Here is an 11,892-nt window from a genome sequence, read left to right as displayed (position 1 = left end):
TCACCGGTCCTGTTCTCAGTACTTCAGCAGGCTCGCGTCGTCGACCGAGGCCGAGCGACGGGTGCGGAAGATGGTCATGATGATGGCCAGCCCGACGACGACCTCGGCCGCGGCGACGACCATGACGAAGAACGCCGCGACCTGCCCGTCGAGGTTGCCGTGCTGGCGGGCGAAGGCGACCAGCGCCAGGTTGCCGGCGTTGAGCATCAGCTCGACGCACATGAACACCACGATGGCGTTGCGGCGCGTGAGCACCCCGATCGTGCCGATGGTGAACAGGATCGCGGAGAGCACGACGTAGGGCATGGTCTCCATCAGCGTCCGTCCTCCTCGTGCGCGCGCTGCTCGGTGTCGTGGCCGCTGGGGGCGGGGCCGACACCGGAGGCGCCTCCGGGCGGGCCCTCGACCGAGCGGCGGACCTGCTCGATGTCGTCGGCGAGCGCGGGAGCGGAGCGGATCGTGCCGCGGCTGGCCAGCACCCGCGACACCGAGTCGGGCGCCGGGGTGCCGTCGGGCAGCAGCGCCGGGGTGTCCACGGCGTTGTGGCGGGCGTAGACCCCGGGAGAGGGCAGCGGCCCGAGGTGGGTGCCCTTGTCGGTGAAGTCGCGCACCCGCTGGTCGGCCCGCGCGGCCTGGGTGGCCTTGGGCGTCAGCCGCTCGCGGTGGGCCAGCACCATCGCGCCGACGGCGGCGGTGATCAGCAGCGCGCTGGTGGTCTCAAAGGCGAACACGTAGCGGCTGAACAGGATGTTGGCGAGGTTCTCGATGTTGCCGCCGGAGTTGGCCTCGTCGAGGCCCACGACGGTGCCGAGGGTCAGCTGGCCGATGCCGGTGACCAGCAGGGCCCCGAGCAGCAGCCCGCCGGCCACGGCGAGCACCCGCTGCCCGCGGATGGTCTCGACGACGGAGTCGGAGGCGTCGACGCCCACCAGCATCAGCACGAAGAGGAACAGCATCAGGATCGCGCCGGTGTAGACGATGATCTGCACCGCGAACAGGAACGGCGCGTCGAGGGCGGCGTAGAGCACGGCCAGGCTGACCATCACCACCGCGAGCAGCAGGGCGGCGTGCACGGCCTTGCGCACGAACAGGATGCCGAGCGCGGCCAGCACCATCACCGGGGCCAGGGCCCAGAAGGCGATCATGCGTGCTCCCCTGCGGGAGCCGCGGTGGACCCGCCGGTGGGTGCCGCGGTGGGGGCGGGCGCGCCGGTGGCGCCGCGGTAGTAGGCGCCCTCGTCGTCGCCGAGGCGCATCGGGTGGGGCGGCTGCTCCATGCCGGGCAGCAGCGGGGCCAGCAGGTCGGACTTCTCGTAGATCAGGTCGGCGCGGTTGTCGTCGGCCAGCTCGTACTCGTTGGTCATCGTCAGCGCCCGGGTGGGGCACGCCTCGATGCACAGCCCGCACAGGATGCAGCGCAGGTAGTTGATCTGGTAGACGCGGCCGTAGCGCTCGCCGGGGCTGAACCGCCCGGAGTCCTCCCCGTCCACGGGGGCGTCGGTGTTGGAGGCGCCCTCCACGTAGATCGCGTCGGCGGGGCAGGCCCAGGCGCACAGCTCGCAACCGATGCACTTCTCCAGGCCGTCGGGCCAGCGGTTGAGCTGGTGGCGACCGTGGAAGCGGGGCGCGGTGGGCTGCTTGTCCTCGGGGTACTGCTCGGTGACCACCTTGCGGAACATCGTGCGGAACGTGACGCCGAAGCCGGCGACGGGGTCCCAGAACTGCTCCTTCAGGGTGGGCCTGCCCTCCGGGCCGGTGGGACCGCGGGTCGGGTCGTCGGCGGGGCCCTGGGTGGGACTGGACGGCGGCATCAGTTCTCCTCCCCCGCACCTGCGGGGACCGTGGCGGGGGCCGGGGTCGGCGGGGTCGACGTCCCGGTCTCGAACGTGAGGGGGGCAGCGGCACCGCGGCGGGCGCCGCCGGTCGGCATCGGCGGCACGGGGAAGCCGCCGGGCCGGGCCTCGGTGTGGCTGACGGTCGGCTCGGGCTCCGGGGAGCCGGTGATGAAGAAGAGCGCGGCGACGAGCAGCACGGCGATGCCGACGGCGATCGCGAGGCTGACGGGGTCGCGCAGCTCGGCGAACCAGTTCTCGTTGCGGGCCAGGCGCATGGTGGCGACCGCCACCGTCCAGATCAGCGCGATCGGGATGAGCACCTTCCAGCCGAACGCCATGAACTGGTCGTAGCGCAGCCGCGGCAGCGAGCCGCGCAGCCAGATGAAGAAGAAGATGAAGACCAGCATCTTGGCGAAGAACCACACCAGCGGCACGTAGCCCTCGTTGGCGCCGTCCCAGACCCGCTCCAGGCCGAACGGCGCACGCCAGCCGCCGAGGAACAGCGTGGTGGCCACGGCCGAGACAGTGGCCATGTTGATGTACTCGGCGAGGAAGAACAGCGCGAACTTCAGCGAGGAGTACTCGGTGTGGAAGCCGCCGACCAGCTCGCCCTCGGCCTCGGGGAGGTCGAACGGCGCGCGGTTGGTCTCCCCCACCATCGCGATGACGTAGATGACGAACGACGGCAGCAGGATCAGCCCGAACCAGACGTCCTCCTGGGCCGCGACGATCTGCGAGGTCGACATGGAGCCGGCGTAGAGGAACACCGCGACCAGCGCCAGGCCCATCGCGACCTCGTAGGAGATCATCTGGGCGCTGGAGCGCAGCCCGCCGAGCAGCGAGTACGTCGAGCCGCTCGACCAGCCGCCGAGCACGATGCCGTAGATGCCGACCGAGGCGATCGCCATCACGAACAGCACGGCCACGGGCATGTCGGTGAGCTGCAGCGGGGTGGTGCGGTCGGTGAAGGGCAGGCCGACCACGGGGCCGAACGGGATCACCGAGAACGTGACGAACGCCGGGATCACCGCCAGCACGGGCGCGATCACGAAGACCACCTTGTCGGCGGCCTTGGGGATCAGGTCCTCCTTCAGCGCCAGCTTCACGCCGTCGGCCAGCGACTGCAGCAGGCCGAACGGGCCGTTGCGGTTGGGGCCGATGCGGTGCTGCATGCGGGCCACGACCCGCCGCTCCCACCAGATGTTGAACAGGGTCAGCAGCACCAGCACCACGAAGATGGCGACGGCCTTGCCGAGCACCAGCCACCACGGGTCCTGCCCGAAGGCGGAGAGGTCGTCGGGACTCACTGGGCTGCTCCTGTCACGGTGACCCGGCTGCCCGGGGAGGCGAGGTCGGCCAGCACGCCGCGGCCGGTGGAGCGCGTCGGCACCCACACCACGTCGTCGGGCAGGTCGGCGACCTGGGCCGGCAGCGTCACCGCACCGCGGTCACCGGTGACGGTGACCACCGGCCCGAGGGCCTCGACCACCGCGCGGGGCACCAGCGCCACCGCGGCGCGCGCCGTCGCGGCGAGGTGCTCGTCGCCGTGCTGCATCGAGCCGAGGTCGAGCAGCTGCTTCCAGGTGGCCAGCAGCATGCCGGGAGCGGCCTGCCGACCGGCCCGGGCAGCCGGGGACGCCGGCGCGGCGACGGCCTCGAACGGGGCGCGCGCGCCGTCCCAGGGGCCGACCTCGGCCATCTCGGCGCGCACCTCGGCCACCGTGCGGAAGCCCAGCGGGACGCCGTGGCCGAGGGCGGCGAGCTCCTCGCCGATGCCGGCGAGGACCCGGAGGTCGGGCAGCGAGCCGGCGGTGGCCAGCACGGCCTCGAAGGGACGCGTGCGCCCCTCCCAGGTGACGAAGGTGCCGGCCTTGTCGGTCACCGGGGCCACCGGCAGCACGACGTCGGCCACGCGGGTCACGTCGCTCTCGCGCAGCTCCAGCGACACCACGAACGACGCCGCCTCGAGCGCACGGCGGGTGGCGGCGGGGTCGGTGGTGTCGTCGGGGTCGACGCCGCCCACGAGCAGGCCGCCCACCTCACCGGCGAGCACGGCGGCCACGATCGCGTCGGCGTCGCGGCCCGGTGCCTCGGGCAGGGACGGCACGCCCCAGGTGGCGGCGAGGTCGACGCGGGCGGCGGCGTCGGCGACGGGTCGGCCGCCGGGCAGCAGGCCCGGCAGGCAGCCGGCCTCCACCGCGCCGCGGTCGCCGGCGCGGCGCGGCACCCAGGCCAGCCGGGCACCGGTCTTCGCGGCCAGCTCGACGGCGGCGCTGAGCGCCCCGGGCACGCCGGCCAGGCGCTCGCCGAGCAGCACGACCGCGCGCGCGTCGACGCCGTGGTCGGCGTGGCCCAGCAGCGAGCGCAGCGCCTCCGGCTCGTCACCGGGTCGGGTGCGCAGCACGGTGGCGTCGAGCTTGGCCAGGCCGCGGGTGGTGAACGGCGCCAGCGCCACCACGCGCAGCCCGCGGCGGGTGGCCTTGCGCAGCCGCAGGAACACCGCGCCGGCCTCCTCCTCGGGCTCGAACCCGACCAGCACGACCGACGAGGCGGCCTCCAGGTCGGCGTAGGTCACCGCGCCGTCGTCGGGGCCGGTGAGCGCGACGTGGGCGGCCAGGAACGACGCCTCCTCGGCGGAGTGCGGCCGGGCGCGGAAGTCGACGTCGTTGGTGCGCAAGCCCACGCGGGCGAGCTTGGCGTAGGCGTAGGCGTCCTCGGCGGTCAGCCGACCGCCGGTGAGCACCGCCGCCCGTCCTGCGGCGGCCAGCCCCCGGGCGGCCACCGCGAAGGCCTCGGGCCACGACGCCGGGCGCAGCGAGCCGTCGGTGTCGCGGACCTGCGGGTAGGCGAGCCGGTCGGGCTGCGTGGCGTAGGTGAAGGCGAAGCGGTCCTTGTCGGTGATCCACTCCTCGTTGACCTCGGGGTCGTTGCCGGCCAGGCGGCGCACGACCTTGCCGCGACGGTGGTCGACGCGCACCGCCGAGCCGCACGCGTCGTGCTCGGCGACCGACGGCGTGGAGACCAGGTCGAAGGGGCGCGAGCGGAACCGGTAGGACTGCGAGGTGAGCGCGCCGACCGGGCAGATCTGGATGGTGTTGCCGGAGAAGTACGACAGGAACGGCGCACCCTCGGCGATGCCGATCTGCTGCTGGGCGCCGCGCTCGACCAGCGCGATGAACGGGTCGCCGGGGATCTCCTCGGCGAAGCGGGTGCACCGCTGGCACACGATGCAGCGCTCCCGGTCGAGCAGCACCTGCGGGGAGAGGTTGATCGGCTTGGGGAAGGTGCGCTTGACCCCGCCCGAGCCGGAGCCGGTGAAGCGCGACTCGCCACGGCCGTTGCTCATCGCCTGGTTCTGCAGGGGGCACTCCCCGCCCTTGTCGCACACCGGGCAGTCGAGGGGGTGGTTGACCAGCAGGAACTCCATCACGCCCTGCTGGGCCTTGTCGGCGACCTCGCTGGTCAGCTGCGTGCTGACCACCATGCCGTCGGCCACGGGCAGGGTGCAGGAGGCCTGCGGCTTCGGGAACCCGCGGCCGTTGCCGGCGTCCGGCACCTCGACGAGGCACTGGCGGCACGCCCCCACCGGGGCCAGCAGCGGGTGGTCGCAGAAGCGGGGGATCTGCACGCCGACCTGCTCGGCGGCACGGATGACCAGGGTGTCGCGCGGCACGCTCGCCTGGATGCCGTCGATGGTGACGGTGACGAGGTCGGGCGGCGTGACGACGGCCGGTGCCTGCGACGTCGAGGGGGTGGTCGTCATCGTCCGGCCCCGACGCTCTCGCGGGCCCACACGGTGGAGGCGGCCGCGTCGAACGGGCACCCGCCGTGGCGCAGGTGGTCGAGGTACTCCTCGCGGAAGTGCTTGATCGAGCTCGACACCGGGCTCGTGGCGCCGTCGCCGAGGGCGCAGAACGAGCGGCCCAGGATGTTGTCGCACTGGTCGAGCAGCAGGTCGAGGTCGGCCTCGGTGCCCTGGCCGCGCTCCAGCGCGGCAAGGGTCTGCACCAGCCACCAGGTGCCCTCGCGGCACGGCGTGCACTTGCCGCACGACTCGTGCTTGTAGAACTCCGTCCAGCGCAGCACCGCGCGCACCACGCACGTGGTCTCGTCGAAGAGCTGGATGGCGCGGGTGCCGAGCATGGTGCCGGCCGCGGCCATCCCCTCGAAGTCCAGCGGGAGGTCGAGGTGCTCGTCGGTGAGCAGCGGCGTGGACGACCCGCCGGGCGTCCAGAACTTCAGCCGGTGGCCCTCGCGGATGCCGCCGGCGAGGTCGACGAGCTCGCGCAGGGTGATGCCGAGCGGCGCCTCGTACTGCCCGGGCCGGGTGACGTGGCCCGAGAGCGAGAAGATGCCGAAGCCCTTCGACTTCTCGGTGCCCATCGAGGAGAACCAGTCGGCGCCGTGGCGCACGATGCTCGGCACCGAGGCGATCGACTCCACGTTGTTGATCACCGTGGGGCTGGCGTAGAGCCCGGCGACCGCGGGGAACGGCGGGCGCAGCCGCGGCTGGCCCCGGCGGCCCTCGAGCCCCTCGAGCAGCGCGGTCTCCTCCCCGCAGATGTAGGCACCGGCCCCGGCGTGCACCACCACGTCGAGGTCGAAGCCCGAGCCGTGGATGTCCTTGCCGAGGTGGCCTGCGGCGTACGCCTCGGCGACCGCGGCCTGCACCCGGCGCACGACGTGGAGCACCTCGCCGCGGATGTAGATGAACGCGGTGTGGGCGCGGATGGCGAAGGAGCTGATGATCACGCCCTCCACGAGGGTGTGGGGGCTGGCCATCATCAGCGGGACGTCCTTGCAGGTGCCCGGCTCCGACTCGTCGGCGTTGACCACGAGGTACTTGGGCTTGGGGTTGTCCTGGGGGATGAAGCCCCACTTCATGCCGGTGGGGAAGCCCGCGCCGCCACGGCCGCGCAGCCCGGAGTCCTTGACCGCGGTGATCACGTCGTCGGGGGTCATCGTCAGCGCGCGGCGCAGCGCCTGGTAGCCGTCCTGGCGCTCGTAGGAGGCCAGGGTCCAGCTGCGCTCGGCGTCCCAGTTGTCGGTCAGCACGGGCGTCAGCGTGTCGATCGCCGGGCTGCCGCCCGGCTCGGGTGCCGTGGTGGCCACGGGGCTGTTCACTGAGGCGTTCACTGGGCCTCTCCCTTCTCCGCGGCGGTCTCGCTGGTGCCGCTCTTCTCCTCCACCACGGCCTGCTCGGCCTGGTGGTCGTCGGAGGTCCGTGCCGCGGCGAGCTCCTCGCCGCGCTCCTCCGGCACGTCCTGGTGGTCGGCCTGCGCCGTGGCGGACGCCGGGGCGCCCCAGCCGCGCTCGCGGGCGATCGTGAGCCCCGCCAGCGACGACGGCCCCGCGGAGGGGCCCTCGTCGGCGCGGCCGTCGGGGAAGCCGGCGAGCACCCGCTCGGCCTCGCGCCAGGTGCAGATGCGGGCGCCGCGGGTGGAGCGGACCTCGCGGCCCGCCCGCAGGTCCTCGACCAGGTCGACGGCCGAGGTGGGCGTCATGTCGTCCATGAACTCCCAGTTGACCATCATCACCGGGGCGTAGTCGCAGGCCGCGTTGCACTCGACGTGCTCGAGGCTGATCGTGCCGTCGGCGGTGGTCTCGTCGTTGCCGACGCCGAGGTGGTCCTGCAGTCGGGCCAGGATCTCGTCGCCGCCGAGCACCGCGCACAGCGTGTTGGTGCAGACCCCGACGTGGTAGTCGCCGACCGGCTTGCGCTTGTACATCGTGTAGAAGGTGGCGACCCCGCTGACCTCGGCGGCGGAGAGGCCGAGGATGTCGGCGCAGGTCTGGATCCCCTCCGGGGTGACCCGCCCCTGGGCCGACTGCACGAGGTGCAGCATCGGCAGCAGCCCCGAGCGGGCCTCGGGGTAGCGCGCCGCGATCGCGGTGAGCTCGTCGTAGGTCTCCTGGGTGATGCTCATCGGTCGACGCCTCCCATGACGGGGTCGATGCTGGCGATCGCGACGATCACGTCGGCGACCATGCCGCCCTCGCTCATCACGCTGGTGGCCTGCAGGTTCGTGAACGACGGGTCGCGGAAGTGCGCGCGGAACGGGCGGGTGCCGCCGTCGGAGACCACGTGGGCGCCGAGCTCGCCGCGGGGCGACTCGACCGGCACGTACGCCTGGCCGGCCGGCACCCGGAAGCCCTCGGTGACCAGCTTGAAGTGGTGGATCAGCGCCTCCATCGACTCACCCATGATGTGGCGGATGTGCTCGAGGCTGTTGCCCATGCCGTCGGAGCCGATCGCCAGCTGGCTGGGCCAGGCGATCTTCTTGTCGCCGACCATCACCGGCGCGCCCTCGAGGTCGGCGAGGCGGGCCGCGGCCTGCTCGACGATGCGCAGCGACTCCCACATCTCGGCCAGGCGCACCCGGAAGCGGCCGTAGGCGTCGGCGGTGTCCCAGGTCTGCACGTCGAAGTCGTAGTCCTCGTAGCCGCTGTAGGGCTGGGTCTTGCGCAGGTCCCACGGGTAGCCGCTGGCGCGCAGCGGGGGGCCGGTGAGCCCCAGGGCCAGGCAGCCCTCGAGGTCGAGGTGGCCCACGCCCTCGAGGCGGGCCTTGAAGATGGGGTTGGCGTTGCACAGCGCGGCGTACTCGGGCAGCCGCTTCTTCATCAGGGCCACGAAGGCCGCGACGTCGTCGAGGGCGCCGTCGGGAAGGTCCTGGGCGACCCCGCCGGGGCGGATGAACGCGTGGTTCATCCGCAGGCCGGTGATCAGCTCGAACAGGTCGAGCACCAGCTCGCGCTCACGGAAGCCGATGGTCATCACCGTCAGCGCGCCGATCTCCATGCCGCCGGTGGCGATGGCCACCAGGTGGGAGGAGATCCGGTTGAGCTCCATGAGCAGCACCCGCATGACCCGGGCCTTCTCCGGCACCTGGTCCTCGATGTCGAGCAGCCGCTCCACGCCGAGCACGTACGTCGCCTCGTTGAAGAACGGGCTGAGGTAGTCCATCCGGGTGCAGAACGTGACGCCCTGCACCCAGGAGCGGTACTCCATGTTCTTCTCGATGCCGGTGTGCAGGTAGCCGATGCCGCAGCGGGCCTCGGTGACCGTCTCCCCCTCGAGCTCGAGGATGAGCCGCAGCACGCCGTGGGTCGAGGGGTGCTGCGGGCCCATGTTGACCACGACGCGCTCCTCGGCGTCCTCGGCCAGGCCGTCGGCGATCTGGTCCCAGTCCTGGCCGGTGACGGTGAAGACCCGCCCCTCGGTGGTCTCGCTGGTGCCGGCGTACATGTCGTCCTGCGTGGTCATCGCTGCGTCTCCCGGGGGGCCATCAGGTGTAGGACCGGCGCTGGTCGGGGGGCGGCACGGAGCCGCCCTTGTACTCGACCGGGATGCCGCCGAGCGGGTAGTCCTTGCGCTGCGGGTGGCCCGGCCAGTCGTCGGGCATCAGGATGCGGGTCAGCGACGGGTGGCCCTCGAAGACGATGCCGAACATGTCGTAGGTCTCGCGCTCGTGCCAGTCGGCGGTCGGGTAGACCGGCACCACCGAGGGCAGGCGGGCGTCGGTGTCGGGCACGGACACCTCGAGGCGGATGCGCCGGTTGTGGGTCATCGACAGCAGGTGGTGGACGACGTGCATCTCGCGCCCGCTGTCGGCGGGGTAGTGCACCCCGCTGACACCGGAGAGCAGCTCGAAGCGCAGCCGCGGGTCGTCGCGCAGCAGCCGGGCCAGCGCGAGCAGGTCGTCGCGGCGCACGTGGAAGGTGATCTCGCCGCGGTGCACGACGACGCCCTCGACCGCGGGCGCGAGGCCGGCGGCGGCGCTCGCGGACTCGAGGGCGTCGGCGACCTCGTCGAACCAGCCGCCGTAGGGCCGCGCGCTCAGCGCGGGGTAGGTGGTCGCCGCGCGCAGGCCGCCGTACCCGCTGGTGTCGCCGGTGCCCTTGACCCCGAACATGCCCCGGCGCTCGCCGGCACGGCGCACGCCCGGACCGTCGGGGGGCGAGGGGAGGTTCTCGGGGCTCTGGTCGGTGGCGGGCTGCTCGACCGCGCCCCGGGCGCCGCCCTGCGTGGGCTCCTCGGGGCTCATCGCAGCAGGCCCCGCATGTCGGAGGTCGGCAGCGCGGCGCGGGCCTCGGCCTCGAGCTCGACGATCTGGGCCTTGCGGTTGGCGCCGAGCTTGGTGGCCTGCACCTGGTCGTGGAGCTTGAGGATGGCGTCGATGAGCATCTCGGGGCGCGGCGGGCAGCCGGGCAGGTACATGTCGACCGGCACGACGTGGTCGACGCCCTGCACGATCGCGTAGTTGTTGAACATGCCGCCGCTGCTGGCGCACACGCCCATGGCCAGCACCCACTTGGGCTCGGCCATCTGGTCGTAGATCTGGCGCAGCACCGGCGCCATCTTCTGGCTCACCCGGCCCGCCACGATCATCAGGTCGGCCTGGCGCGGGCTGGCGCGGAAGACCTCCATGCCGAAGCGGGCGAGGTCGTACTTGGGGCCGCCGCTGGTCATCATCTCGATGGCGCAGCAGGCCAGGCCGAAGGTGGCCGGCCAGAACGACGCCTTGCGCATGTAGCCCGCGACGCCCTCGACGGTCGTCAGCAGGACGCCGCTCGGCAGCTTCTCCTCGATACCCATCAGGACGGTCCTCTCTGCAGCGGTTGAGCGTCGCCAGGCGCGCGCAGCGCCAAGGCGGAGGAGGGAAGGCGGCCTTCAGCGGAGCGCAGCGGAGCGGCCGTCGACCGACGACAACGCTGGCGATGTGCGCGCATGGCGGCGCTCAATCCCATTCGAGGCCGCCGCGTCGCCACACGTAGGCATAGGCGACGAACACGGTGGCGATGAAGATGACCATCTCGACCAGCCCGAAGAGCGCCATGGCGTCGAAGTGCACGGCCCAGGGGTAGAGGAAGATGATCTCGATGTCGAAGACGATGAAGAGCATCGCGGTGATGTAGTACTTCACCGGGAAGCGGCCACCGCCGACGGGCTGCGGAGTGGGCTCGATGCCGCACTCGTAGGAGTCGAGCTTGGCGCGGTTGTAGCGCTTGGGCCCGGTCAGCGTGCTGACCGCGACGGAGAACACGGCGAACCCTGCTGCCAGCAGGGCCAGCACCAGCACCGGGGTGTAGAGCTCCATGGCCGGGCCTTCCGTCTCCGTCGGGGTCGTCCGCGCCGGTCCGGGTGATGCTCCGCGGGCCCGCTTGTGGCCTTGTGAAGAGAATCACTAAGTGGCGCGGAACACATACTGCCACTCCCTTTCGGGTGTGGCGACCCGGGGTGTCCCAGACCACACCAGGGCCCCGACAGTGCGCTGACCTGCGCAGTTACGTCACGACGGCGTGCCGTAATTGCCGGGCCGACGGACCGGCGTCAGGCGGTGGCGCGGTGCAGGGCGACGATGCCGCCGCTCAGGTTGCGCCACTCGACGCCGGCCCAGCCGGCCTCCGCGACGAGGTCGGCCAGCCCCTGCTGGTCGGGCCAGGCGCGGATCGACTCGGCGAGGTAGACGTAGGCGTCGGGGGCCGACGAGACCGTGCGCGCCACGGGCGGCAGCGCCTTCATCAGGTACTCGAGGTAGACCGTGCGCAGCGGCACCCAGGTGGGGTGGCTGAACTCGCAGACGACCAGGCGCCCGCCGGGCCGGGTGACCCGACGCAGCTCGCGCAGCCCGGCCAGCGGGTCGACGATGTTGCGCAGGCCGAAGGAGATGGTCACCGCGTCGAAGGTGGCGTCGCCGAAGGGCAGGCGGGTGCCGTCGCCGGCGGTGAAGGGCAGGTGGGGGCGGGCCTGCTTGCCGACCCGCAGCATGCCGAGGGAGAAGTCGCACGGCACGACGGTGGCGCCACGGTCGTGGAACGGCTCGCTCGACGTGCCGGTGCCGGCCGCGAGGTCGAGCACCCGCTCGCCGGCGACCGGCGCGACGGCGTCGATCACGTCACGGCGCCAGCGGCGGTCCTGGCCCAACGACAGCACGTCGTTGGTGACGTCGTAGCGACGGGCGACGGTGTCGAACATCCGTCGGACGTCGGAGGGCTGCTTGTCGAGCTGCGCACGGGCCACACCCCGAGGTTAGGCGGTGGCCCCTCCCCCGGCCGAT

At 72.5% G+C, this 11,892-nt stretch carries 12 protein-coding genes; all 12 read right to left on the bottom strand.

Annotation, left to right across the window (positions count from 1 at the left end; genetic code table 11):
• Positions 1–15: 15 nt before the first annotated feature.
• A complete protein-coding gene (gene nuoK / locus AC4OR8_RS05065; protein ID WP_492164503.1) occupies positions 16–315 on the bottom strand; it encodes an NADH-quinone oxidoreductase subunit NuoK in 300 nt (99 codons plus the stop codon).
• Positions 315–1,145, bottom strand: a complete 831-nt coding sequence (locus AC4OR8_RS05060) for an NADH-quinone oxidoreductase subunit J (RefSeq protein WP_492164502.1) — start codon at positions 1,143–1,145, stop codon at positions 315–317. The genes nuoK and AC4OR8_RS05060 overlap by 1 nt, the downstream gene beginning before the upstream one ends.
• The gene (gene nuoI / locus AC4OR8_RS05055; RefSeq protein WP_492164501.1) at positions 1,142–1,810 is read right to left on the bottom strand and encodes an NADH-quinone oxidoreductase subunit NuoI; all 669 of its coding nucleotides are present in this window, start codon (positions 1,808–1,810) and stop codon (positions 1,142–1,144) included. Before nuoI ends, AC4OR8_RS05060 begins: the two co-directional genes overlap by 4 nt.
• The gene (gene nuoH, locus AC4OR8_RS05050; RefSeq protein WP_492164500.1) at positions 1,810–3,141 is read right to left on the bottom strand and encodes an NADH-quinone oxidoreductase subunit NuoH; all 1,332 of its coding nucleotides are present in this window, start codon (positions 3,139–3,141) and stop codon (positions 1,810–1,812) included. The genes nuoI and nuoH overlap by 1 nt, the downstream gene beginning before the upstream one ends.
• On the bottom strand, positions 3,138–5,597 hold the full coding sequence (locus AC4OR8_RS05045) for an NADH-quinone oxidoreductase subunit G (RefSeq protein ID WP_492164499.1): 2,460 nt from the start codon (positions 5,595–5,597) through the stop codon (positions 3,138–3,140). Before AC4OR8_RS05045 ends, nuoH begins: the two co-directional genes overlap by 4 nt.
• Positions 5,594–6,907: an NADH-quinone oxidoreductase subunit NuoF gene (gene nuoF, locus AC4OR8_RS05040; RefSeq protein WP_492165304.1), complete on the bottom strand. Its 1,314-nt coding sequence runs from the start codon at positions 6,905–6,907 to the stop codon at positions 5,594–5,596. The genes AC4OR8_RS05045 and nuoF overlap by 4 nt, the downstream gene beginning before the upstream one ends.
• Positions 6,908–6,966: 59 nt before the next feature.
• Positions 6,967–7,761 (bottom strand): NADH-quinone oxidoreductase subunit NuoE, encoded by a 795-nt coding sequence (gene nuoE / locus AC4OR8_RS05035; RefSeq protein WP_492164498.1) that lies wholly within the window; start codon positions 7,759–7,761, stop codon positions 6,967–6,969.
• On the bottom strand, positions 7,758–9,098 hold the full coding sequence (locus AC4OR8_RS05030) for an NADH-quinone oxidoreductase subunit D (protein ID WP_492164497.1): 1,341 nt from the start codon (positions 9,096–9,098) through the stop codon (positions 7,758–7,760). The genes nuoE and AC4OR8_RS05030 overlap by 4 nt, the downstream gene beginning before the upstream one ends.
• A gap of 22 nt (positions 9,099–9,120) precedes the next feature.
• Positions 9,121–9,879 (bottom strand): NADH-quinone oxidoreductase subunit C, encoded by a 759-nt coding sequence (locus AC4OR8_RS05025; protein ID WP_492164496.1) that lies wholly within the window; start codon positions 9,877–9,879, stop codon positions 9,121–9,123.
• The gene (locus tag AC4OR8_RS05020) at positions 9,876–10,430 is read right to left on the bottom strand and encodes a NuoB/complex I 20 kDa subunit family protein (protein ID WP_492164495.1); all 555 of its coding nucleotides are present in this window, start codon (positions 10,428–10,430) and stop codon (positions 9,876–9,878) included. The genes AC4OR8_RS05025 and AC4OR8_RS05020 overlap by 4 nt, the downstream gene beginning before the upstream one ends.
• 142 nt (positions 10,431–10,572) lie before the next feature.
• A complete protein-coding gene (locus tag AC4OR8_RS05015; protein ID WP_492164494.1) occupies positions 10,573–10,932 on the bottom strand; it encodes an NADH-quinone oxidoreductase subunit A in 360 nt (119 codons plus the stop codon).
• 233 nt (positions 10,933–11,165) lie between these two features.
• Entirely contained in the window at positions 11,166–11,855 is a 690-nt protein-coding gene (locus AC4OR8_RS05010; protein ID WP_492164493.1) for a demethylmenaquinone methyltransferase, read from the bottom strand.
• Positions 11,856–11,892 lie beyond the last annotated feature (37 nt).

Source organism: Nocardioides sp. FY1077 (assembly GCF_058681775.1).
This window is presented reverse-complemented; position numbering and strand designations above follow the sequence as displayed.